The sequence below is a fragment of the Dyadobacter arcticus genome, assembly GCF_011762185.1.
Classification (GTDB): domain Bacteria; phylum Bacteroidota; class Bacteroidia; order Cytophagales; family Spirosomataceae; genus Dyadobacter; species Dyadobacter arcticus.
This window is the reverse complement of sequence record NZ_JAASQJ010000001.1, coordinates 721,270-745,757: the sequence shown is the minus strand read 5'-3', so window position 1 is coordinate 745,757 and position 24,488 is coordinate 721,270. Positions and strand designations below refer to the sequence as shown.

The following is a 24,488-nucleotide window of genomic DNA, read 5'->3' as shown; positions in this document are numbered from 1 at the left end:
GTTTAAGTATGTCTCAACCAAAGTCACTGCTATTGCTTCATAATAAGCCTACCGGAAAATCTGCTGTGGACTTCTGATGTCTTTAGGTTCACAATAGGTTTATCCGAGTTATGGTATACCGAAACACTTATTTGGTCATCTTTATGAAGCAAAAAATCATGCGATATACTAATAGATTGATGTTGCAATACTGCAACTGGTAACACAGAAATAACGCCTCCTTCGGAAAATAAATCGAAAGATGATATAAAATTATACGGCTTCTTAATAATCTTAAGATACGTTTGAAAGTCATCACCTAAATCATCAGTTGCGTTCCAACCAACCGATACGTCAAAATGATAAATCCCGGTGGTAGGTACTACGAACGTATTATTTGGAGTACCATTCATATTTTTATAATTTCCTCCGAGGTCATATTCAACATCCTTAAAAGCAATTTTTTGGTGAGTTGCTGCGGGGATTATGGAAGTCTCGTACACAAGGCCAGCCACCGAAAAAGCCACCGCTCCCTCCCAGGTCGCATTGCCACTCGCATCACTCATTAGCACTTTACCTAATCCAGGAGACTGCCCGGCTCCGGCTATCTTCATTTTACCGTCCACTTCCAAAGCATTACCGAGTCCAGAAACGTTTTTCGCAAGAACGCCTGTGCCTACGACACTTTCGCCTTGCACACCCGCTGATGCAGACGCAAAACCGCGGATAGCGCCGGAGGTAGCAAATGTTTCATAATTTTCGACAGTGAAATTGACCGTTGGAGAATTTAGTGAGTTGAAGTACGGCAGTTTCAATCCAAATGTGGGCGTCCAGTTGGGCAGTGCTGGTGTGCCTGCATTGTAATAAAGTCCTGCCCCGGAACCTAAGGAGTTGCTTGTATTAAAAACAAAAAGGTTAGTGGCTGGTTTGGGAACATTGCTGTCGTCAGTCTCACTATCAAGGTAAGTACTAGGAAAAAGCACTCCCTTGCCCTTGGCATCAATATGTAACGCTGCACTCGGATCGGGCGTTGTCGTCCCAATGCCAACATTCTGTGCCAGCAGGCTTGCCCGGCTTAATGCAAAAAGGGCAACGATCATGATGAATGATGTCGCCCCTTTTCTAATTGTTTTTGATAGATTCTGGTTTTTCATTTCTTTCCTTGTTTTGTGAATGTGTTATACGATTTCCTCTTTTGTAAAAAGTTGAGAATGAAAGTATAACAGCACAAGCAAGGGAGTAGAAACGATTGATCTGCCGGTCGTTGTGTATATCAAACGGTTAGTAGTGACCGGATGCTACCGCTTTTAAGCTAAGTTAGAAAGATGTTTTTTTGTTTTTCCTTCGTCTCATCCGCCACGAAGCGATCACTAATATTAGAATACCACCTGCAACCAGTATGGGCCAAAGCCTTTTGATTCTTGTGAGTTTTGACTCACGTACAATAGTGTATTCCTGGTATGTAATGTTGATGTCCCGCTCGCCTTTGTAGATTAATTTTAATCCCCAGTCTGTTGCAGATGGTAATTCCGGAAGTTTAATAATTCCTGTTTTTCCGGAGACCAATTGGCCATCCCCCACATTGATCCAAGTACCGTTGCGTGGATTGAACCACTGAGCACTATATACGCTGTTGAGCCTGCAACCCCGGATCTCTGCTTGCGGACAACCCTTTTCAAAATACACCATAAAAATATGCTCATCCGGCGTGCGGGCACAATAAGCCCAGCCTTCATAACTCAATATGTCATGGGTTTTATTGGGCGACACCAGGTCTGCCAATGGTACAAGCTCCTGGTACCTACGCCCGATAGAAAAAGCGAAGGTTTTCAGGTATTGCATTTCTGCAGCAGACCGCCATTTGAAGGCGTCCCACATGTGAATGGGCGCTGCTGGTTCTATATCGCCGCCCCATATTCCTTCTGCCCCATACACATGACCCGCAAGTCCGCCGGAAAGAAAGCTTCCATAAGTTCCTGATCGCACAATCTCATTATCATGCTCGGTCCCGCCGTCAGCGCCGCGGGTGTAATTCACACCATCCTTTCCTCTGTTGTCTTTATAGCCAGAATAATAAGGCTCGCCATTTAGCGCAGGTTTTGGATTTTTGAGATTATAGATTTCGGTCAGGTACCAATAATTATTGTGCTCCCGTTGATTGCCAGTCTGGTGCAATGTCACCCAAGAATCTTCGCCCCAATTTTCGAGCGTGGATGGGTTGGCGTTAGCGGATAACAGGTTTTCAAACGGAAGGGGGCCAAACCTTTCTTCAACGTCTTTGATCGAAGTAACAAAATCGTCCGGGCTTACGGTTTTGGAAATGATGTCGAGATGAACCGGACTAAGTACCGTATTGTAAGCCTGATAACGTGAATAGAAGTATTGGAGAAAACGTGAATAGGAATCGGGCCATCGGTAGTATTTAAACCAGAGGAGGCTGGCATCCCGCCTGGTCGCTTCCATGAAAGGGATTATTCCGTTTGCATTGAGGTAAGCGATCTTCCTGTCGATGTATTTGAAATATGCCGGGTTGAGCCGGTCCATATCGGGGAAATAATTTTCGTAGCCGGGCACTTTCCCCGGGAACAAAAAAGGCCTTCCTCCTTCATTGTCCATGTTCTTGGCGCTGCCCGTCCCAAACTCTTCCCAGGCCGATCGTAAGGTTGTTTTGGCAGAATCAGCTAATACCATCGTGTAAGTACTGTCATCGGTCTTCCAGTTAGGATACGCGGCGATCATACTCACCCAATTGTAGCCCTGCGCCTTTCGAAGGCGGACGTAATCTTTAAACCCAGCCTTTGGACCAATGGGTCTTTTAATTTCATCATCATACCATTTGAACCGGTTGGCCCCAAGGGAAAACCAGGTATCACCAATGGCCAGGTATGGTGTACCGTCCGCGAAATTTAAAGCATGGTTGTTAGGTGATGCTTTTATGAAGCCGCGCCTTAGTGGGTTGTCCAATTTTTCTTTCTCACTCCAAGCAACAGCCGTAAAGGAACCTGCCTTGCCAGAAAGTCCAGGATCATTCGGACTCGATCCACTTTTCCAGGTCCAGTTGCCTGCTTTGGTAGCGACCAGCCGCACACGGAATGTATTGCCGCCATCCCAGAATCCGTAAATACGTTTTTTAAATCCCGGACCAGTTAGGTCTATCCATACGGTCAGCTCAGTGTATGGATTTTTATAGGTATTGATGGCAGTAAATGTAAGCTCCTGCATTTCCCAGATGTGTACAGGCACCGCCGCAGAAGTCGGTAAGCAAGCAAATAGGAGGAGCGAGGAAAGAAGTACGCGGCGTAAAAAATTCATGTAATCTCTTTTGAGCCAATTTAGTTTGAAGTTCGTCCAATTCAAAAAACAATCGCCCCTGGATCCTGCAAAGTCACTGCTATTGTTTGATAACCAGCCTACCTGAAAATCTGGTGTAGGACTCCGGTGTACCTAGATACAGAAAGGGTTCATCTGAATTGTAGTATACCCATACATGTATTTGATCATCTTTTTGAAGCAAACAATCAATCGACAAATTGAAAGATTGAGCTGGGAAATCTGGATCTTGCAACATTTCAACGGTGGCATCTTCGTGAAGTATCGTTTTTGTTGAACCATTCCTCGTTCTATCAATATTGACCATTGCCCGAAAGTTTTTTTCAGGAACAGGAAATGCAGTTGGCAACCATGATATCACTGATTCCAGATGATAAATCCCGGTGGTCGGTACTTTGAACGTACTATTCGTCCCGTCGTAATTTCCTCCCAGGTCGTATTCAACACTTTTAAATTCAACCTTTGTGTTAGTTTGTCTGGGGATTTGGAAACTCCCGTCCTTAATGCCGTTCACAGCAAAGGCGACCGCTCCCTCCCAGGTCGCATTGCCACTTGCATCACTTGTAAGCACCTTACCGACAGCAGGTAAGTGCCCGGTTCCTGCTATCTTCATTTTACCGTCTACTTCCAATGCAGCACCGCCGAGTCCAGAAAGATTTCTTGCAAGAACGCCTACGCCTACAACGCTTTCGCCGTGCACGCCCGTTGATGCCGACGAAAAACCGCGGATAGCGCCGGAGGCAGTACTGGTTTCATAATTTTCAACAGTGAAATTGACCGTTGGAGAATTTAGTGAGTTGAAATACGGCAGTTTCAATCCAAATGTGGGCGTCCAGTTGGGCAGTGCTGGTGTGCCTGCATTGTAATAAAGTCCTGCTCCGGAACCTAAGGAGTTGCTTGTATTAAAAACAAGAAGGTTAGTGGCGGGTTTGGGAACATTGCTGTCGTCAGTCTCACTATCAAGGTAAGTACTGGGAAAAAGCACTCCCTTACCTTTGGCATCAATATGTAATGCACTCGGATCAGGGGTTGTTGTCCCAATTCCAACATTTTGTCCCAGTACACTTGCCTGGGCAAATACAAAAAGGGTAGCACCCATGATGAATGATGCTACCCCTTGTCTGATTACGCTTAATTGATTTTGATTTTTCATACCCTTGTTTTGTAAATGTGTTATACGATTTCCTCTTTTTGTAAAAAGTTGGAGATGAAAGTATAACAGCAAATGGAGCGTATTAGCAATGAGTGAGCAGCCGGTCGCTGCAAATATCCAACGGTCTGATATCTTGCCATTTACCTATTTTTTCAGTTCTTCACAATCTGCGTTGTTTTGAATGTCCCATCGGTCAAAAGCATCTTGATGATGTAAGTACCTGCTGACAACATTTGCAGGTTCATTTCTTTTTTGGAAATACTTCCGGTTTTGGCAACATCCAATGTCCTCACAGTCCTACCCAAGGAATTGATCACCTCAATGGTTTTTACTTTCAACCAGTCATCCGTATCAATTTGAATAAGCCCGGCTGCGGGATTGGGGAAAACTTTAAAAGCGGTTTGGCTTTCAAAATTCACAATTCTGATCTGGCTGTATGCAAAGCTTTTATCATGGTCGACCATTTTGAGGCGGTAAAGGTTAATCCCCACAAGCGGATCATTGTCCCGAAAAGTATAGGAAAGCAAATTTTTGCTGGCCCCGGCCGACTCCACTTTACCAAGCGCCTCCCAGTTCTTCCCATCGTTACCGCGCTGTATTTCAAAGTAATGGCTGTTTTCCTCTTCCGATGTTCTCCATTTCAGCATTACCGCATTTTCTTCTTTGGCAGCCGTGAAATCCACCAGCTTTACAGGAAATACCGCATTGGCATTGACGGCAGTAACATTTACAAAACTTTTGTTGACCGTCTCCAAAACATGGTTCAGGTTAGGTTGCACGGTGCTGGTGGGAGACGTAATGTAATTGGCCCCGGCTGCTTCCTTAAATGCCAATACCAGCAAGTCTTCCGTATTCCCATTCATTTCATCGGGATCAATGTAACGGATCCCGACATTTCCGGAAATGGTTAAAGCTTGATTTAATGTGTAAACCCGCTTGATGCTTGCAACAGGTTTGCCAGGAATCGGCACATCGCTCACCGTAATTGCTTTTCCTTCGAGGTCCATATCAGCAGACGGTACGAATGTAAGCCCGTCAATAAATAGCTGCGTGCCGCTTTTCACATTGAAATGCGCCGAAGAAGTGAATTGCGCCTGGATATTGCTTGTTAGAAGCAGGAGGAGCAGGGTGGTTATGATTGCGTGTTTTTTCATGGTTGTTTGTCCGTGATGAGATAGTGAGGAAAACTAGTTTTTAACAACCAGTCTCCCCGAAAAGTGGCTGGCGGAGTCATCGGTACTAAGATCCATATAATCATAAGTATTCTGAATGACCTCGACATAAATCTGATCTCCCTGTTGCAGCTGGCAATCAATTGATAATATTAATGAGTTTACGCCATCCTGATTCGACAGAGAGGTTTCGCTTAAATTCACTTCGTCATTGCCTCTCTTCCTTATAAATCTTAAACTACTGATATATGAATCTAAACTTATTTCTATCCAGGTTATTGAAGCATTAAAATGATAAATACCGTTTACTGGTGCAATAAATGTGCTATGGGGAGATCCGTTAGAAACATTATAATTTCCTCCCAGGTCGTACTGTTCCTTTGCAAAAGCAACTCTTGACTGAGCGTCTTTTGCAATTTTCTGACTCCCTCCCCCAACGACCCCAGTCGCCGAAAAAGCCACCGCTCCCTGCCATGTCGCATTGCCGCTGGCATCACTCGTAAGCACTTTCCCTGCCGCAGGGGTCTGCCCGATTCCTGATATTTTCATTCTCCCATCCACTTCTAATGCGGTACCAAATACATTTTTGGCAAGAACGCCGATGCCGGTTACACTTTCGCCGTGCACACCTGTTGATTTCTGCGAAAAACCACGAATGGCTCCGGCAGCAGCATTATCTGCATAGTTTTCAATAGTAAAATTGACGGTTGGCGAACTTGGGGCTCTGTAATACGGTAATTTGAATTCTGATAAGGGAGTCCAGTCTGGAGAATTATTAGACCCAGCATTGTAGTAATGCCCTCTGCCAGATGGGTAAGATCCGTTGTTATTATAAATTACTAACCCAGGTGCAGGATTCGGAATTGTGGTTTTATCGGATGAATTCTGAATTGAAACGACTGGGAACAGAACACCCTTGTTATTGCTAAAAATTTGTAATGCCGCACTGGGATCAGGATTTAGCGTCCCAATCCCGACGCTCTGCCCCAGGATAAATGACGGGGCAAGTAGGAAAAAATTAGCGGTCATCAAAAATGATGCTAACGTCTGTCTGATTACTCTTAGTTGATCGTGATTTTTCATTTGATTCCCTTGTTTTGTAAATGTTGCTATACAGTTTCCTCTTTTGTAAAAAGTTGAAAAGGAAAGTATAACAGCAAGGGGTTTTGAGCAGAAACAAATGATCAGGCGGTCGTTTCAAATATCGAACGGTTTGTAGTTTCCGTAAGTTATTGCGGAATGCGCAGCGGCAATCCTATCCAGGCCAAACCAATACTCCGCTGCATATGCGAGGTACTGCTGCCTTCGACGGCATCATATAACAAAGCCAGCTTTTTACCAACGCGGATGACGGAAGGCATACCTATCGCGCCATGCGCCCACACGGAATTTTGGCTGTCCAATGCAATTGCCTTTTGGCTGGCATCCCAATGATTGATGTCCCTGGTCCAATACACCCAGATCGCGTCGGTATATTCTTCTTTTTTATCATTGATACCAATGTGGTTCGTAAACAAAAACCAGGTTTTCGTTTCCTCTTCATAATAAACGGAGGAGTTTTCGACCTGTTCGGTCAGTAGGAAGATTGGCTTTTCTTCGATTTTCCAGGAAGCATTCAGGTCCTTGGTTCGGGCGATGCCGAGCGTCCGCCGAATGACTTTGTCATCCTGCGTCGCGCCGCTAAAAAACTGAATGTATTCGCCTTTATTTTTAACAATAAAACCCGGACTGGAAGTAACGGTATAGTAGCTATTTCCCTTCGGCGGCAAAGGCGTCACATCATATTGCTTGATCCACGGCCCCCGGAGCGACTTAGCCTGCGCCTTCATCGTCAGATATGGAAATGCCGGAATTCGGTAGGGCGGCGGTGTGGTATTGGGCGTACCAATGTAGAACATATGCCAGGTATCTTTTTCCTTCACTACCCAGGGTGAAGAGGCGCTTTTGAAATCGTTCTTAGTAGAATCTCCCAATGTCAGGACAGTACCTTTTTTGGTCCAGCTGGTCAAATCCTTGCTTTCTGCGAGACAGGAAATCCAGCCTTTACTGCCCGCCCCGTCATAAAACAGATAGTAAGTATCGCCTTCTTTATTGACGACCGCTTCCCGCGCCCCGTATGTGTCGCAGCTGTCGGGTCCGTCGCCATAGTGCATGACAATTCCAGCGTCTTTGAAATCCATACGTAATGTTGCAGCAGGTCGCCCGTCGATATAACCCTGACTTTGCGCAAATAGCCATGCGGGTAAATGCAAGGCTATCAAACTAAACAATAATTTTTTCATGGCTTATAATGATAGTTAAACCTCCCGGCCGGTGCGACGTCGCCGTTGATCCAGAAATCCATGATGTTTCCCTGCTCTTGCATATTGTCGCTCCACTTAAATTCAAAATCCGGCTCGCCGCTGATAATAAGTACAGATTTAGGAATTTTTAATTCCAATTTATTCTGGTTAACCGAATATTCGACTTCGCCTGCTTTTTCCCAATTCCAGGAAGCGTCCGTTTTCTCAATGATTGCCTTTTGCCCCGGATTAAGGCGGTTAACTACAAAATCGTATCCCTCCCAGCCGGTATTTTTATCGTTATCCACATTGATAAAAAGCCGCATCCAGCCAGGATCTCCTTTGGGCGTCAGCGGCGCGGCGGTTTCTACATAGAAATAAATATTGTCGGTATCCCGCGCGATTTTGGCTAAAACAATGTCGTTTCGTCCAGTATTGTTTTTGTAAATCAAACTACCCCAGCCCGGACTGTCGCGATGGACTGTATTTCCCTTGTGCGCCGCAAAGTCAGGGGTTACCTTTTCCCAATCGTTAAATTTGCCGTCAATGGTGATGGTCGTGGCAGCCGAAGCGGGTATTGGCGCGGGTAATCCTTTGAAGCGTCGGATATTGGAAACCATCTGATAATAATAGTTATCCCCATGTCCGCCTTTCATCGGTTCAATGTCGCGGCTGCCTTCCTGGTCGAACTCGTCCGGAAAAGCATTGGTTTGCTGCTGCCAGGTATCATAACGTCCCGCAATCCATTCATTCCAGCCAGTCAGAAATACCAATTCAGGATTGATCTCCAATGCACGGTCCCATTGTTCCTGAAAATTATGGCCATAATTAACCGCTCCCGGCTCGGTAATCTGTCCTTTTGAATTGGTGTAACTCCTTCCAAAAGAACCGGGAGCATTCAATGCGGTCAAACCACGCTCTTTGTTCCAGTTTTGCGCGACACCCACGGTTGCCTGTTCGAAACCGCCGTTTTCATTTTTCTTAAAACCATGCTGGGGCGCGATTTCCAGCCAGCCCCAATGATCGGGCTTTTCAGGGCCTTTGTTGTAAACCGGCTGTCCGGGTCGGAATGTGAAGAACTCGCGCATTTCCTTTTCCGATGCCGGTTCGGCCGCTTTTCCTTTGATCGGTTCAGTGAATTCGGGGGAAGCCATGATGAAAGGTTTCCCTCTCCATATAAACCACAGGTCTTTGTACTTACCTGGTTTGTAAAGGTCATTGTAAATTTCCCTGATGATCTCCTTCCCGCCATCTGTCGTCCAAAAAGGCAGCATAAATGATATCTGAGGCGTTTTGATGCCGTCTTTACGAGCTTTTGTAAAAACTTCACAAAGCTTCATGTACGATTCTTTCCAGGTCACGTTCCCATTGGTACAATCAAAAATGATCATATCCACACCCGCATCCGCCAGCATTTCGGCATGTTTCCGCAGCAGCCACTCGTCGGTATTGACATAATACCCAAACAGCGGCTCCGCCCAAAACCATGGACTGCTGCGCTTGGGCCAGATCGGATTTTGGAAATCGTGTATCGCCTTTGGGTCCCGCGCCAGGTATTCCGTCACATTAAATGGTGGATTATTCTTCGCCTGTTGCGTGTGCCACGTCCAGTAAAACAATGCTACGAATTTGTCCTTTTTCAAATCACCTACTTCGGCGTGGGAAGGCAGGGTGCGGCCTACTGCGTCGGTAGCGGTGAGGTTTTGGGCGAAAAGAATTCCAGCAAGAAGACTGAAGGTGATTGTTAGCGTGATTTTCATTTTTGGATTTAGGAATTTTTAATTGTCATGCTGAGCGCACCGGGCCGCCGGGCGGTCGAAGCACGTCACTTGCTAGGCACCAAGCTTTTTTACATTGTGCTTCCTGCACTTCGACTGCGCTCAGTGTGACAATTGTGCTCACTTTGATAATTGTGCTCACTTTGACAAAGCGAACACCACTCATTGTGAGACAGTTAAAACAAAATTAAACCTCCCACCCGGCGCCGCATCGCCGTTGACATACCAATCCAATGGATTTCCATCTTCCTGCATGTTGTCCGACCATTTGAATTCCAGGCTGAGCGGGGTTTTTAGGTTTATTAAAAAGGATTTAGGAATAGTGATCATCATTTGATTGCCGGTGGCGACATATGCTACTTTTTTCACGTCGTGCCAGTTGCCGGCTTTGTATTGCTGTAATGTGCTGCCACCAACAATGCGGTAATCGTAACCTTTCCAGCCGGTGGTAGGTTTGCGGTCGGTATCGAGGTATAGCCGCATCCAGTTGTCCCCCGAGTTGGGCGTTATTTCGGATTTTGTTTTTGCGTAGAAATAGAGGTTTTTGGCGTCGCGCGCTACTTTCATCTGGTCGAAGTCGTTCCGGCCGGTTTTGTTGACATATATAGTGGCTGGTTCCGTCTGCGCGCCAGGGTGGTTACGCGCGTCGGTATCGCCTGTATAATCCTTGTAAACCGGGCCCACGTCGCTCCAATCTTCGAAGTTTTTAATGGTCTTGCTCGTTGACAATGGCAGATTTGCTTCCAGTCCTTTGTACTTGCTGATGTTGGCGACCAGCTGCATGTAGTAATGATCTTTCAGACCAGCGGTCAATGAAGGTTCAATGTCGCGGCTGTATTCGGGACTCGCCTGATCACAGAACCAGGAATGTTCCGGGTTTTTGTCATGACTCGCAAACTTGCCCGCAATCCACTCATTCCAGCCAGTAACATATACAAATGGTACATTCTGTTCGATGGCAAAATCCCATTGTTCCTGCATGTTATATCCGAAAGTAAGGTCCTTTTTCGGGTCTCCAGGCGAGCCTTTCCGACAGCTTCTGCCCCAATTGTCTTTATTACCATAAAATGCCGATCCGCCCATTCCTGCCGTGGGATTGGGATGCTGCGCGATAGATACATTGATGATTTCACCTTCGCCTTTGCTGTTAAAATGTACTTTCTGAGGCCGGGTAAATGAAATCCAAGGCCAACCATTGACTTTCTGCCCTTCGGTAGGCCACTGCGATTCGCGGAATGTGAAGAATGATTTATAATTCGAGCCCTCCGCTTCTTTGCTAATCCCAATAATCAAAGGTTTTCCATCCAGCTCAAACCAACATTCGGGATGCCGGTAAGGCGCACCGGATTTGTAGAACATATCGTAGGCTTCCTGCATCGTTTCGCCTGATGATGTATTGGTGTAAAAAACAATTTTAGGAGGTTTGCGTCCCTGCGCCCGAACGGCGTCCATCGCTTTCATGAGCACATCGGCCTGTTTGGCATAGGTAAGCCGGTTGGTCGCATCCATCACCAGAAAATCGACGCCCGCATCAGTAAGTAATTGAATGCTCCGCAAATGCACCCAATAGTCGTCGGCCTTGTAATATCCATAAATTGGTTGCCCCCAATAATACATACCTAAACTTTTCGGGTCGCCACCCCACTCCGGATGGTCGAAATCTTCGAGTACTTCGGGATGCTTGGTGACGATCTCGTTTAAGTCCCAATGCTTCGCAGGCGCCACATCGTGCCAGAGAAAGTAAAACATGCCTACCTGGCGGTTTGCCTTTGGGTTACCTACCTGAATGTTTTGTGGTAATGTGCGGCCGAGGTCGTCCGTACCCGCGAGGGGCTGCGCTGCAAGTTTCACGCAAGCCAGCATAATCAATGTAATGGTGTTTCTTATCATTTTTTATCGGCTATCGGCCGGATTGAAATCTGCGGTTATGAAATCGTTTGGCGTTGCAGTCGCCGGATTGAAATCCGGCGCTGTAAAATCGTTTGACATTGCAGTCACCGGATTGAAATCCGGTGCTGTAAAATCGGTCGCTGCTCTGCAGCTTGCTATGCCAGTGCCAGCGGCACGACACATTTCCTAACTCTGGGTTTCAACCCAGGGGCGCTCCCAACAAATCACCGGATTGAAATCCGGCGCTGGGAAATCGGTCGCTGCTCTGCAGCTTGTCTTGCCAGTGCCAACGGCACGACACATTTCCTAACTCTGGGTTTCAACCCAGGGGCGCTCCCAACAAATCACCGGATTAAAATCCGGCGCTGTAAAATCGGTCGCTGCTCCGCAGCTTGTCTTGCCAGTGCCAGCGGCACGACACATTTCCTAACTCTGGGTTTCAACCCAGAGGCGCTCCCAACAAATCGCCGGATTGAAATCCGGCGCTGTAAAATCGGTCGCTGCTCTGCAGCTTGTCTTGCCAGTGCCAGCGGCACGACACATTTCCTAACTCTGGGTTTCAACCCAGGGGCGCTCCCAACAAATCACCGGATTGAAATCCGGCGCTGGAAGATCGGTCGCTGCTCTGCAGCTTGTCTCGCCAGTGCAGACGGCACGACACATTTCCTAACTTTGGGTTTCAACCCAGGGGCGCTCCCAACTAATCGCCGGATTAAAATCCGGCGCTGTAAAATCGGTCGCTGCTCCGCAGCTTGTCTTGCCAGTGCCAGCGGCACGACACATTTCCTAACTCTGGGTTTCAACCCAGGGGTCACACCTGACAAATCGCCGGATTGAAATCCGGCGCTGGAAGATCGGTCGCTGCTCTGCAGCTTGTCTTGCCAGTGCCGACGGCACGACACATTTCCTAACTCTGGGTTTCAACCCAGGGGCGCTCCCAACAAATCACCGGATTAAAATCCGGCGCTGTAAAATCGGTCGCTGCTCCGCAGGTTGTCTTGCCAGTGCCAGCGGCACGACACATTTCCTAACTCTGGGTTTCAACCCAGGGGCGCTCCCAACAAATCACCGGATTGAAATCCGGCGCTGTAAAATCGGTCGCTGCTCTGCCGCTTGTCTTGCCAGTGCCGACGGCACGACACATTTCCTAACTCTGGGTTTCAACCCAGGGGCGCTCCCAACAAATCACCGGATTAAAATCCGGCGCTGTAAAATCGGTCGCTGCTCTGCAGCTTGTCTTGCCAGTGCCAGCGGCACGACACATTTCCTAACTCTGGGTTTCAACTCAGGGGCGACGATGACGCACATGTGCCTAGCATGGTGCATGCAGGGTGGTGACAACACCAACATGGGAATCCATCAATCCAGCCAACCTGGATTTTGCCAGTCGGCTCCCGACAACCCGATAACCTTATCCACCTCCGCCTGATCAATCGGATACATCAGGTATTTGTCCGAAAAAGCATTGCGGTTGACGAACTTGAATCGTTTGTACACTAAGTTGGTGCCGCCTTTGGTGATCCGCATGCCGGTCACGAAACGATCGGTCTGATCGAGGATCTTCCATCGGCGGACATCGAAAAAGCGGTGCTCTTCGAAGGCGAATTCAATGCGGCGTTCATTGCGGTATTTGGTTTCAAAAGCTGCTTTTGCCATGCCGGCCGGAAAGCCTGGCATTCCTGCTCTTGCCCGCACGACATTTACAGCCGCACGGGCGGTCAGGGATAAGGTGCCTACCTGCACTGCTGCATCCGGGCCGACAGACTGATTTGCTGATTCTGCAAAATTCATAAACAATTCAGCTAACCTGAACAACCGAATGGCACCGTCGGCATCATTGTTCTGTCCGGACCTGAAATTGTTGAATTTCCGGAGATAATAACCCGTCCGGGTGTGTTTGCGGTTGATATCAGAGATTTCCTCAGCCCCGCCTACAAATGTTTCTACCTTTTTTCCCGCAGGCTGATCCAGATTACGAATCGAACCATTGTAATAGATGGAAGCATAAAAACGCGGATCACGACCGACATAAGGATCGGTTTCCTTGTATCCCGAAGCAGCATTTACGACCGGTACCGTACGGCTTTCGTCCGAATATCCCGTGATGGGCGCCTGGCCGTTCGCCATTTCGTAGCTGTCGACGAGCTCTTGCGTCGGGCATGGGCCAGTTCTTTCCATACCAGGGTTGGTCGGCATGCCTGCATACCGCCAAACCTGCATGGCATCTCCGGCGTGGTAGATCGTCTCCTTATCTGTTGCCCGCTGATCGTTGGAGCTGGTAAAAAAGTAGAGCGCGTAGGAATTCTGTGCAATGCTCGGTGCCGGTTTTTCATCAAAAAGCCGGTATCCATTGGCAAGACATTGACCCAATGCTTCTGCATTAATGGTGGTTGCTTTTTCCCAGGTATAAGTCCCGTCCGTCCACAATGGGCTGGCTGCGTAGGTTACCGCCTGCGATTTGATGGCATAAGCAACCGCGCGGGTCATGATTCCATATTGGTTATCAAAAACGTCCCATGGTAACCCTTCTCTCGTTGCAGGATAGGACAATGCTTTGTCACAATCTGCCAGAAGGAATGTTACTACTTCGGCGAAAGTGGCTCTTTTATCCTGCGAAAAATCGTGGTCGATCGCCAGCGGCTTGTCGAAAATAGGTACGCCGCCGTAGCGTTTGATCAGCTGCAAATAATACAATGCACGCAATGTGTGCGCCTGGGCGATCCAGGAAGCCTTTTCCCCTTCCGAAACATAGACGGTGGCTGTTTTGATATTCTCAATAAAAACATTGCATTTCCTGATGCCTTCATAAAGCGTTCCCCACGGACTTCCATCCGATGAATTGGCCTTGTATGTGAGCGAAGTAACATTGCCGCCATACCAGACAATGTATCTGGAACCCGGTGTAATGTCATCGGCATCCTGGGCTTCGTCGGTGAATGACGCCCTGTCCATATAAGGTTTGGGCGTGTGGCCGTAGCAGGAATTGAGATACCCCCTGGTCCGGTTGTAGTCGCTGAAAACCTGGTCCATCGTAATGCGCCCGTCGGATGGCAGGTCCAGTTGCTCGTTGCAGGATGCGAGCATGCCGCAAATGGTAAGAGCTAGAATGAGTATTTTATATTTTTTCATTTTAATAAATGATTGGATTAAAAAACGACGCTGAGACCTGCATTGAAAACCCTATAAACCGGGAATGCTGCGTAACCACCGCCCTCCGGACCAAAATCTTTCGATTTCATCTTGTCCCAGGTAATGAGGTTCTGCCCGCTGACGAGTATCCTGATCTTTTCGGCCATAATGGTCCGTGCCATTCCTGCTGGTATTGTGTAGCCTATTTCTATGTTTTTCAGCCGGATGTAGGAACGATCGTACAGGTAATAATCGCTGGGTTCGTGGTTGACCGTTTTTCCCAATGAAAGTGCGGGCGAAGTGATCTCCGAACCGCTTGCGTAACGGTCGGCAGTCCATGCATTGCGGTGCAGCGAGCCAAAAACGCCATCGAACGAAGTTTCCCAAATCCCAAGTCCTGTTGTATCCAATGTCGAATATTTACCTACACCCTGAAAAAGAATGCTAAGGTCGAAATTCCGGTATTTCAAACCGCCCGAAACGGCATAGATCACACTAGGAAGCATGCCAGTCCCGATCGGCGCTTTGTCGCGTTCGTCAATTTTGCTGTCGCCATTTAAGTCGCGGTATTTCAGGTCGCCCAGTCTTGGCGTTCCAAAACCATAAGTAAGGTTGCTGTTATCAATCTCGGATTGGGCATTGAAAAAGCCATTACCATTGCTGTAATCGACCAGATACCCGAATTTTTGACCAAAAGAATAGCCTTCCTCCCATTTGCGGTAAACGTAATCCTCAGTTTTCAGCGCCTCATTGCGGTTAAGGATTTCGTTTTTGGCATAACTCAAATAACCGCCGCCATAAATCACCAGGTCTTTGGATAATGCTTTGGAATAATTCAGGTTAAGGTCAACGCCTTTGTTTTCAAAACTTCCCGAATTTAGTCTTGGATAATTAACCAAAGGGATACCTTGATAAAGCGGAATGGTCGAAAGCGCACTCACAATCATATTGTTTGTGCGCTCCTTGAAAACATCCACAGATAGTGTCCACGCATTGAATAAACCCAAGTCGATCCCGAAATTTTGTTTTTTAGAAACCTCCGCCTGAATGTTCGGATTGCCTACCTGGCCCTCCACGATATTGTATTGCAGTGACCCAACAGGGCCTCCGCCGGTAACCGTCACATTGTCCAAATACGCATATCTCGCCAAACCACTCTGATCATTGGCTGTTTTGCCATAAGACGCCCGCAGTTTTAGGTTGGTCAATAATGTGCTGTTTTTCAAAAACGCCTCATTGGATAACACCCAGGCTGCTGAAATGGCTGGGGTTGCAGTGTAGCGTGTAGCCCGGGCATACTGCTCGGAGCCGGAATAGCCCATATCCAGTTTGATGAGATAGCGGTTATCAAATCCATAAGTTACCTCCACGCCGGAGCTTACCCGGTTGTAAGGCAGCATCCTCGCAGAATCGTTTTCGGCTTTCGTCAGGTTTTGGTAAAACATATAAGCCATTGCGCCCACCTTATGCATTCCAAAGTCGCGTTTGTAATTCATCGCGACATTGTAAGTAAGGTGGTAGTAATAGGAATGCGATTTGGAATAACCAAGCGGCGTATCATTCTGCGCGCCTTTTTTGATAAAACCCACACCACTGGAATCGGCGGTTTGTACGTATCGCTCGTAATCCTGCCTCGTGGCGAGGCTACCCACTGAATTGGTCTGGTAAGCAAGTACGCCGGTCAGGTTCAGCCCTTTGGTCAGAAAGCCCATATCCAGGTCGAGACCGAATTGCGAGGTAATGTTAGTGACGGTGTGGCGCACATAGCCTGTGCGGTTGAGCATCCCATAAGTCGGGGATTCCACTCTTTCGGTGGTAATCACTTTCCCACCGGGATCCAGCACTTCGCCGGAACCATCCATAACTGGCTGCGTAACCGGCCCGAAAGTGGTGGAAGGGATCTGAAAAATGCTTCCGTACACGTCTGCATTGCCTACACCCGGCGTGCGCTCCCGTTTCACATTCCCGCTCAGCCGCACAAATGCTTTGAGGTACCGGTTGAGGTTCATGTCTACATTAGAGCGGTAATTGATCCAGATGTTATTGGCATTGGAACTGTACCGGTCCTGGTCAGTTTTGAACTGGCCGCCCTGGTGCATGAAGTTGATATTGGAAAAAAACTGGACTTTATCATTCCCGCCCGTAACATTGACGCTCGCCCGCTGCATGTTCGCGAATTCCCTCATATAGCGGTTGTACCAGTTATTATTGGGATAAGCCGTGCGGTCTTGCCCGGAACGGTAGCCATCAATTTGTTGCTGGGTAAAAAGATAATTGGCCCCCAAACCATCATTAAATGCTGCCTGGTTCCGCATTTCAGCATAATCCGCCGAATTATAGAATGCAGGCTTGGTAGTAACCTGCTGCATTGACTGGTCAAACCGCGTTTTGATCTGCAAAGGACCTTTTTTGCCTCTTTTGGTGGTGATGACCAATAAACCGTTTGCTCCCTGAATCCCGTAAAGTGCCTGTGTGGAAGCATCTTTAAGAATGGTTATGGACTCAATTTCATTGGCTGTAATGTAGTCTAATGTCTGGTTGCTGTTGTAGGAATTGATAATGCCGTCGATCATGACCAGCGGGCCGGCATCTCTGGCAGCGGAAAGTCCTCTGACATATAAGTTGGTTGTTGTTCGGGATAGTTCGGAGAAGGTTTCCTGTGTGGTTACGCCCGGTAAACGTCCCGCTAATGTTTGTGTCAGATTGGCTACCGGCGATTTTTCCAGCTCTTCGCCTTTAATGGTCGTGATCGCTCCTGAAATTTCGCTCCGCAATTGAGTGGTATAACCTAATTGAACGATCTCGTCCTTTTTATGCGCGTCCCATTTCAATTTTACTTCAAGTTCTTGCTTATCTGTAATCGCGATTTTCTGATTCCCATAACCGTAGAGTGAGAAGACAATGGCATTGCTGCCGTCGTCAATACTCATGGAAAACTCCCCTTTCGCATTGGTGGAGGTACCATTCTTGCCATGTTCCGATTGGATTGCAACGCCTGCCAGCGGTTTTCCAAAATCGTCCAGTACCAACCCGTTGATCGTTTCGGCCAGATCCTGCGCCGAAACGGACATTGCCAAAACACAGGCCAGCAGCAACGCAAGGGTTATTTTAATGTTGAATTTTATAAATTGTATCATAAGAATGATCGTCTAAATCGTTGAAACGGTGATGGATTACCAGCCTTTGTTTTGCCAATCGGCACCCGTGATGGACCGCAGCCGGTTGGCTTCGTCCAGCGGGATCGGTACCCATAAGAATTTGTTGGTGTAATTCTTTCTTTCTGTCCCCCGGACGTTTCTGCGCGCATAGGTAAATTTGCCGTCCGCTTTTCTGGTGATTTCCATGGCCGTAATCCAGCGATCCGTTTTAGCGAGATCGTCGGTTGGTAAAGACCAGCGCCTAAGGTCGAAATAGCGGTTTTCTTCCATCGCCAACTCTACTCTGCGTTCAGCACGGATCCGTTTGATCAGGTCCACTTTGGAAAGTGAGGCTGGCAGATTTGGAATTCCGGCGCGGGTACGGATCTCGTTCACTGCCTTGGCTGCTTCCAGCAGCTGGCCCGCTTCTGCGGCTGCCTCGGCGAAGTTTAAGATGATTTCTCCAAGCCGGAAAAGCTTCCAGTTAGCCCCAGCAATTGGGTTATCGCCGCCTGAGTTGGGGTGGAGAAATTTCCTTTCATAGTAACCGGTGCGGGTAGCGCGGCGGGTAGTAGGATGGATCCCCGTTTGTGGCTCACCATTGTAAGTAGCAATGATCCGGACACGGTTTCCAATCGGCGCAGGATAGTTTTCCACAGATTCGGGCGCTTCTGCGAAATTCCACATGGCTTTTCTTTTGGACCCATTGTAGTAAATGGATGCATAAAAACGCGGATCCCGCTTCGCGTAAGGATCATTGGGATTATACAACTTATTGGCCGTGTTGTAATTGGGCTGCAAATGCTGGTCGTCCAGATATGGTTTGTCCAGGTTGAGGATTGGCTGGCCGTCGATGGTTTCATAGGCATCCACCAATTCCTGGGTCGGGCAAGTCCCGGATTTGTAGCCATCCTGAGAACCAATGCCGTCAATGTTCCAGATATTACCCTGGCCTTCCCGGCTTTGGAAGATCGTTTCCCTGTCTACCGGACTTGCCGAGTAATTGGTGGATTGGGTAAAATACTCGTTGTAAATGGCTGTGCTCACATTTTTATCAGGACCCAGGAATGCTGTTTCGGAGAGGTACGTCTGCGGCAGGTTTACTTTGTTATAAAGTTCATAACCATTGGTCCGCAGATTTTCCAGGGATGTTTTATTAATCTGATAAGCTTCCTGCCATAGATCAGCTCCCCCATTATTCAGCGGACTGGCTGCGAAAAGGATCATTTTGGACTTAATTGCTTCGGCCAAAGCTTTATGCACACGTCCGGCTTCGCCATTGGTGGTTATTCTCCACGGCAGTTCGGCAGTTCCCAATGCTACGTCGCAATCTTCAATGATGAATTTGACGACGTCGTGATAGCTTGCTTTTTCTACGGAGGAGAAATCGTCTGAAAACTCAAACAAATCGCGTTCAATTGGCAGGACTGCTCCAAACCATTTCAGCAATTCCGAATAATAATAAGCCCTTAACAAATGCGCCTCAGCCTTCCAGCGGCTGCGATCCGCCGGATTTTTTACCGTAGCCTTGTCGATCTGATTGATAAACATCGTACAATTCCGAACCGAACTCCAGTATCTTGCCCAATAATCCCCATTGCCCGCGTCTGCACTAATGTTTGTGACCGGGTGGCTCCCCGCGGAGGCGTCCCCATTGTACATTCGTCCCGACATGATCCACGATTCAGCTTCGGCATCGGTATCCCACGATTCGTCACTCCAATTCACCGGCCCACGGCTCCAAAAGAAGTAGCGGGTTCCTTTCACGGGAATGTTGGCGTAGCAGCTGTTCAGGAATGCGCCTACCTTATCATTGTCCGCAAAAATCTCTTCCATTGTCAGCTTCCCGTCCGGCGCCATGTCCAGCACATCCTTGCACGCACTCATGGTAAATACCGTGAGCAGCAGCGCAGAAAGTATATTTTTTATCTTCATGATTTCTTTCGTTGATGTTTTTAGAAAGTAAGATTCAGACCAAAATTTGCCATTTTGGTTACCGGATAACCTAGTGAATCGTCGTTCTCCGGATCCAGATGGCTCATTTCAAGGTTGTCCCATGTAAAGAAATTCTGTGCGCTCACATATACCCGCAGCTTACTGATTCCCAGCATTTTGAGCGATCCTGTCGGCAAAGTGTAGCCCAGTACAATGTTTTTCAACCTGGTAAATGACCGGTCCATGATGAAGAAATCATTGGCATTGTGATTGGTCGTGCTGTGGGTGCTGAGCGCTGGATAAGTGATCTTGTCACCATTCGCAAATCGCTCGGGCGTCCAGGCGGTTTTGTGGTAATCAAAATAGGTTCCGCGGATAATGTACTCATACACACCCTGTTGCTGATAGTTACCCGAGTATTTTCCTACACCCTGGAAGAATGTGGTGAAGTCAAATGCTTTGTATTGGAATGTCAATGAAAGGCCGTAGGTAACCCTCGGAATGTTGGAATAGCCTATCGGCGCCTGATCTTTGTCGTTGATCACGCCATCATTGTTCAAATCCACATATTTAAAATCTCCAATGCGCGGCTCGCCAAAGCCATAAGTTGTTTTGGATAAATAGGTATCCAGTTCTTCTTTGGAATTGAAATACCCATTTCCATTGCTGTAATCGATCTTATATCCCCAGGCCTGGTTCAATGAATAGCCCGCGGAGCGAAAACGGTGCGCATAAGTTTCATCCCGGATCGACTCGTCCATAAACTTCACCGTATTATGGTTGTAGCCGTAATTTCCTGATATCATTATGTTGAAATCTTTTGAAAATGCCTTGTTATAGGTCAATTCAATCTCATATCCCTTATTATCCACTAATCCCATATTCACTTTTGGAATGTTGCCCAGCGATACGCCCTGGAATTCAGGAACGGTACCTCTTGAAATGAGGATATTGCTGCGGTTTTCGATGAAGTAATCAAAAGTGAGGCTCAGATCGCGTAGAAGCTGGAAATCAACCCCATAGTTTTGTTTCTTGGCAACTTCCCAGGTCAGGTTAGGATTACCCAAAAGTCCCTGGTTGATTGTTTGTCCCAATCCCAAGCTTGGCAAAGGGCCCGATCCCGCCATGGTAATGTTGCTTTGGTAAAGAAAGCGGGAGGTACCCATTTTGTCATTCCCAACTTTACCATAGGAAGCCCTCAGTTTCAGGTTGGTGATAAACCGGTTGTTTTTCAAAAACTCCTCATTGCTGATCACCCAACCGGCCGAAAATGCGGGAAAGAAACCGAAACGATGGCCGGGTGCAAACTGCTCAGAACCATTATAACCCATGTTTACTTCCGCCAGATAGCGATTGTCGTACCCATAAGTTGCCCTGGCCGCTACCCCCAAAACGTTGTAGGGAATTTCCCCTGCCGTCGTTTCCCAGGTATCGCGCTGCGCCAGGATCATGGCACCAATGTCGTGCTTTTCACCAAACAACCGCTGGTAATTGATTGAACCCTGCATGTTGATATTGTAGCGCGAATCGGCTCCTTTAACAAGTCTGAGCAGGCTTTCGTCGGAACGTTTGATTGCGTAGCTCAGCATATCGGTGGTAGGGTTCACTTCCGCCAGATAAAGGCGTTCGGATTTGTTACCCTGCATGGCAGTGGTGGATTTGGAATCATATGAGACCATGCCTTTGATACTTAATCCTTTTGTAACCGTGTTGCTCAAATCCCAATCCAGTCCGAAAGAAGCATTCAGGTTGGACCTTACCTCATTGCGATAACCAAACCGGTTCATGATCTCAAAAGCCGAACGGTCCATGTAACCCGGATCGACAATTTGCCCGGGTGCAACACCGAAGCCGTCAATGGTAACCGGGCCGGGCGTGATTGGGAGAATGGTTTGCGCCTGATAAAGCAAATCCCGCATCATCCAGTTCGTATCGTCACCGTAAAGCCACGCGGCAGGCATATTCACCTGTTCAATGTAGCTGCCAATATTCAGAAATGCTTTAAGCGAATTGGTAACCTTGTAATCCAGGTTGGCCCGGAAACTGTACCTGTCCATTTTCGAGGAAGGATCGTAACCCAGAACAGATTTTGGCTGTACATTGAGGTTACCTCCCTGATGCAGATAAGAACCATTCACAAAATAGGATACCTTGTCGGTTCCCCCGCTCACATTCATATTCACACGCGTTTGAGGCGCATAACGCGAGATATATTCCCGATAGTAATCGTGATCCGGATACATGTATTTCCGGATCATTGCTTTTTTCGCATACTCAGGATCATTGGGATCCAGCCCGGCCAGTGGATTGGCGTATTTGTCCATTTGTTCCTGTGTAAAAGGCAATGGCGTAATCCCATCATTTTTCGAAGCCTCATTTCGCAGGTTCATGTATTCCAATGAATGCAGGCGCTCTGGCTCCCGGGTGAAGGAAGCAAAGCTTTGTTCGGCATTGATCGTGAGTTCTGTTTTTCCTGCAGTACCTCTTTTGGTGGTGATTAATATAACCCCATTTGCGCCCCTAACCCCGAAAACGGCCGTGGCGGAGGCATCTTTCAAAATGGAAACGGACGCTACTTCATTGGCGTCCAAAGTACGGATGTTGTCCCTTGGGACACCGTCAATCAGGATCAGCGGGCTTCGTCCGTTGGTTGTTGCTGCCCCGCGCAGGTACATGGTAGCATCGTCCCGTCCCGGCTGCCCCCCACCTGACTGGATCGAAGTGAGGCCCGGAAGGCGTCCGGATAAGGAATTGGCGAGGCTTGCTGATGAACTCTGCTGCAAAATTTCCGAGGTAACTGACGATACAGCCCCTGTTACTGACACTTTCTTTTGTTCACCAAAACCAACGATCACGACTTCTTCCAAAGCCTTTTCGTCTACTTTGAGATTGATATCCAATGTCGCTGCCGAACCGATCGCGATTTCCTGACTGATATAACCTACAAAACTGAAAATGAGCGTCGTACCTGTTTCTGGAACTGAAAGCTGGTAGTTACCATCGATGTTCGTAGAGGTTCCCTGCGTGGTACCTTTCACCACAACGCTTACACCGGGAATTCCCACGCCTTTGTCGTCGGATACCTTGCCTGTGATATCCTTATCCAGCTTTTCAGTCGCCGGGGTAGATTCTGTTTGCCGGGAAGTTTTCTTTTCAGGAGTCTTTTTTAATAGAATGGTTCTTTTTGAAACCTTATATTCAATTCCCAAGGGATTCAGCAGCGTTTCGAGGACCGTATCGAGCCGCTCGTTCTGGCTTTCAAAAGTCACTTTGCGGTCGGCATGGATTACTTCGGCGCTGTAAATGAACCGGATCTTGGTTTGTCCCTCAATTTGTTCAAGCACTTTTTCCATATCCATATCATTAACTGTTATAGATATACGTTGGCTTAAAATCTCCTGTGCCCGCAGGTCATGCGCCGCGGCGATCTGCATGAAGAACATGGCAAACAAGCATTGGACAGCGGTAATTTTCATGAGTTGAGGGATAATCTCTTTGGAATGTCGATGTCTTTTCATAGGTTTTTAGTTTGTTGAGTTTATTCGCAGCCTCCGGATGTGACTGAAATCACACCGTTCCTGGATTCAAATTTTGCATTTACAACAGCGCAGATCATTTCAAGCTTCTCCGTAACAGGCTCATCGCCCAACTTGGCGGTAATGGTACAATTGGAAACTGCGGCCTTATCAAACCGGATCGTCAGGCCGTAGGTCTTTTCAAGTGCAGCGAATACCTCATTCAACGGCGTCCGCTTGAATTCGAAATCCTGTTTTTCAACTGACAAATCGATGAGTACCGGCTGCGCAACCATTTTTGTGACCATGCTCAGGCTCTTCCGGTTGAATGTTACCTGTTCATTGGGTTTCAAAACAATCTTTCTGATTTCCTTGTGGGCTTTTATCCGATCCGGATCGTTTGCCGAAACTTCCACAATACCTGTTTTCACCACCAATTTTACTTCCTCATCTTCATCATTGGCACGAATGCTGAAACTGGTTCCTTTCACTTTAGTGACCATTGATCCGGTATAGACCAGAAATGGTTGCTCAGGATTTTTAACGACCTCGAAAAATGCTTCACCGGTCATGGATACCTCCCGCTTATCTTTGTCAAATTGCTTAGGATAGGAAATACGGGCGTTTTTTTTCAGGATCACCGAGCTACCATCGGGCAGGTTCACCAGCCTGATTGTACTCGTTTTGTTCACCACTTCCAGCATTTGCGGTTTTTGATTGTCCCTTATTCCGGTCGACGATAGTGGCAGGAACTGTGCAGAGAAGTTTTTCCCTTTAAAGAATACCATCCCAAAGCCGGTCATTACCAGGAATATGGCCGCCACCCTAAGCCAGTTTCCACTCCACCACGGCAGAAAGGGTTCTTTTTCCTCATTGGGAATTGCTTCCAGGATTCTTGCAACGCGATATTTTACTTCTTTTTCAGAAATTAGATCTTGTTCTCCCCTCACCGACAGCAAGGTTTCCTTTGCCAGTTCGATATTGGCGACCTGCAAAGGGTTGTCGCGCAGGAAATTTTGCCAGAAATCATCCGACTCTCCATGATAAACCCAGCGTTGGAATTTCAAATCTTCAAGCCAGTCACGGACTTCAAAGCTTTTATAATTATTCATGGATTTTATTAAATTATTTGCTTCGATACGATGAGTATCTTGTCAGCAAATAGTACCCATGAACATTTAAATATTT

Annotated in this window: 15 protein-coding genes; 1 reads left to right on the top strand and 14 read right to left on the bottom strand. The window is 47.5% G+C overall.

Translation table 11 applies throughout. The annotated features are described in order from the left end of the window. Positions 1-29 precede the first annotated feature (29 nt). From FHS68_RS03230 to FHS68_RS03195, 8 genes are all read right to left on the bottom strand, one after another. Positions 30-1,133: a phage tail-like protein gene (locus tag FHS68_RS03230; protein WP_167267162.1), complete on the bottom strand. Its 1,104-nt coding sequence runs from the start codon at positions 1,131-1,133 to the stop codon at positions 30-32. Positions 1,134-1,296: 163 nt separating this feature from the next. Further along, positions 1,297-3,291 carry a glycoside hydrolase family 140 protein gene (locus tag FHS68_RS03225; protein ID WP_167267160.1) on the bottom strand — a complete coding sequence of 665 codons (1,995 nt, stop codon included), beginning with the start codon at positions 3,289-3,291 and terminating at the stop codon, positions 1,297-1,299. Positions 3,292-3,370: 79 nt separating this feature from the next. Further along, positions 3,371-4,462, bottom strand: coding sequence for a phage tail-like protein (locus tag FHS68_RS03220; RefSeq protein ID WP_167267158.1), 1,092 nt, complete (start codon positions 4,460-4,462; stop codon positions 3,371-3,373). A 152-nt stretch (positions 4,463-4,614) separates the two neighbouring features. After that, entirely contained in the window at positions 4,615-5,616 is a 1,002-nt protein-coding gene (locus tag FHS68_RS03215; protein WP_167267156.1) for a T9SS type A sorting domain-containing protein, read from the bottom strand. 33 nt (positions 5,617-5,649) lie between these two features. Next, positions 5,650-6,717 carry a phage tail-like protein gene (locus tag FHS68_RS03210; RefSeq protein ID WP_167267155.1) on the bottom strand — a complete coding sequence of 356 codons (1,068 nt, stop codon included), beginning with the start codon at positions 6,715-6,717 and terminating at the stop codon, positions 5,650-5,652. A 146-nt stretch (positions 6,718-6,863) separates the two neighbouring features. Continuing rightward, a complete protein-coding gene (locus FHS68_RS03205; protein ID WP_167267153.1) occupies positions 6,864-7,916 on the bottom strand; it encodes a glycoside hydrolase family protein in 1,053 nt (350 codons plus the stop codon). Then, positions 7,913-9,676: a hypothetical protein gene (locus FHS68_RS03200; RefSeq protein WP_208408147.1), complete on the bottom strand. Its 1,764-nt coding sequence runs from the start codon at positions 9,674-9,676 to the stop codon at positions 7,913-7,915. Before FHS68_RS03200 ends, FHS68_RS03205 begins: the two co-directional genes overlap by 4 nt. Before the next feature lie 180 nt (positions 9,677-9,856). Then, complete coding sequence (locus FHS68_RS03195) at positions 9,857-11,584, bottom strand: hypothetical protein (RefSeq protein ID WP_167267151.1); 1,728 nt, start codon at positions 11,582-11,584, stop codon at positions 9,857-9,859. A gap of 37 nt (positions 11,585-11,621) precedes the next feature. Between FHS68_RS03195 and FHS68_RS03190 the strand changes: the two genes are divergently transcribed. Continuing rightward, the gene (locus FHS68_RS03190) at positions 11,622-11,774 is read left to right on the top strand and encodes a hypothetical protein (RefSeq protein WP_167267150.1); all 153 of its coding nucleotides are present in this window, start codon (positions 11,622-11,624) and stop codon (positions 11,772-11,774) included. 394 nt (positions 11,775-12,168) lie between these two features. On the opposite strand, the gene FHS68_RS03185 is transcribed toward FHS68_RS03190, so the two are convergent. The 6 genes from FHS68_RS03185 to FHS68_RS03160 form a co-directional block, all read right to left on the bottom strand. Next, a complete protein-coding gene (locus FHS68_RS03185; RefSeq protein ID WP_167267148.1) occupies positions 12,169-12,486 on the bottom strand; it encodes a hypothetical protein in 318 nt (105 codons plus the stop codon). A gap of 457 nt (positions 12,487-12,943) precedes the next feature. Continuing rightward, a complete protein-coding gene (locus FHS68_RS03180; protein WP_167267147.1) occupies positions 12,944-14,713 on the bottom strand; it encodes a RagB/SusD family nutrient uptake outer membrane protein in 1,770 nt (589 codons plus the stop codon). A gap of 17 nt (positions 14,714-14,730) precedes the next feature. Beyond that, positions 14,731-17,850 (bottom strand): SusC/RagA family TonB-linked outer membrane protein, encoded by a 3,120-nt coding sequence (locus tag FHS68_RS03175; protein WP_167267145.1) that lies wholly within the window; start codon positions 17,848-17,850, stop codon positions 14,731-14,733. A 36-nt stretch (positions 17,851-17,886) separates the two neighbouring features. Continuing rightward, complete coding sequence (locus FHS68_RS03170) at positions 17,887-19,785, bottom strand: RagB/SusD family nutrient uptake outer membrane protein (RefSeq protein WP_167267143.1); 1,899 nt, start codon at positions 19,783-19,785, stop codon at positions 17,887-17,889. Positions 19,786-19,805: 20 nt separating this feature from the next. Then, positions 19,806-23,303, bottom strand: coding sequence for a TonB-dependent receptor (locus FHS68_RS03165; RefSeq protein WP_208408145.1), 3,498 nt, complete (start codon positions 23,301-23,303; stop codon positions 19,806-19,808). Between the two features lie 20 nt (positions 23,304-23,323). Beyond that, complete coding sequence (locus FHS68_RS03160; RefSeq protein WP_167267142.1) at positions 23,324-24,412, bottom strand: FecR family protein; 1,089 nt, start codon at positions 24,410-24,412, stop codon at positions 23,324-23,326. Positions 24,413-24,488: the final 76 nt, after the last annotated feature.

What these genes read in the sequence shown, in the direction of transcription:
- FHS68_RS03205 (WP_167267153.1), bottom strand. Translation starts at nt 7,916, where the DNA reads ATGAAAAAATTATTGTTTAGTTTGATAGCCTTGCATTTACCCGCATGG.
- FHS68_RS03225 (WP_167267160.1), bottom strand. Translation starts at nt 3,291, where the DNA reads ATGAATTTTTTACGCCGCGTACTTCTTTCCTCGCTCCTCCTATTTGCT.
- FHS68_RS03220 (WP_167267158.1), bottom strand. Translation starts at nt 4,462, where the DNA reads ATGAAAAATCAAAATCAATTAAGCGTAATCAGACAAGGGGTAGCATCA.
- FHS68_RS03215 (WP_167267156.1), bottom strand. Translation starts at nt 5,616, where the DNA reads ATGAAAAAACACGCAATCATAACCACCCTGCTCCTCCTGCTTCTAACA.
- FHS68_RS03160 (WP_167267142.1), bottom strand. Translation starts at nt 24,412, where the DNA reads ATGAATAATTATAAAAGCTTTGAAGTCCGTGACTGGCTTGAAGATTTG.
- FHS68_RS03180 (WP_167267147.1), bottom strand. Translation starts at nt 14,713, where the DNA reads ATGAAAAAATATAAAATACTCATTCTAGCTCTTACCATTTGCGGCATG.
- FHS68_RS03230 (WP_167267162.1), bottom strand. Translation starts at nt 1,133, where the DNA reads ATGAAAAACCAGAATCTATCAAAAACAATTAGAAAAGGGGCGACATCA.
- FHS68_RS03195 (WP_167267151.1), bottom strand. Translation starts at nt 11,584, where the DNA reads ATGATAAGAAACACCATTACATTGATTATGCTGGCTTGCGTGAAACTT.
- FHS68_RS03175 (WP_167267145.1), bottom strand. Translation starts at nt 17,850, where the DNA reads ATGATACAATTTATAAAATTCAACATTAAAATAACCCTTGCGTTGCTG.
- FHS68_RS03200 (WP_208408147.1), bottom strand. Translation starts at nt 9,676, where the DNA reads ATGAAAATCACGCTAACAATCACCTTCAGTCTTCTTGCTGGAATTCTT.
- FHS68_RS03170 (WP_167267143.1), bottom strand. Translation starts at nt 19,785, where the DNA reads ATGAAGATAAAAAATATACTTTCTGCGCTGCTGCTCACGGTATTTACC.
- FHS68_RS03165 (WP_208408145.1), bottom strand. Translation starts at nt 23,303, where the DNA reads ATGAAAAGACATCGACATTCCAAAGAGATTATCCCTCAACTCATGAAA.
- FHS68_RS03210 (WP_167267155.1), bottom strand. Translation starts at nt 6,717, where the DNA reads ATGAAAAATCACGATCAACTAAGAGTAATCAGACAGACGTTAGCATCA.
- FHS68_RS03190 (WP_167267150.1), top strand. Translation starts at nt 11,622, where the DNA reads ATGAAATCGTTTGGCGTTGCAGTCGCCGGATTGAAATCCGGCGCTGTA.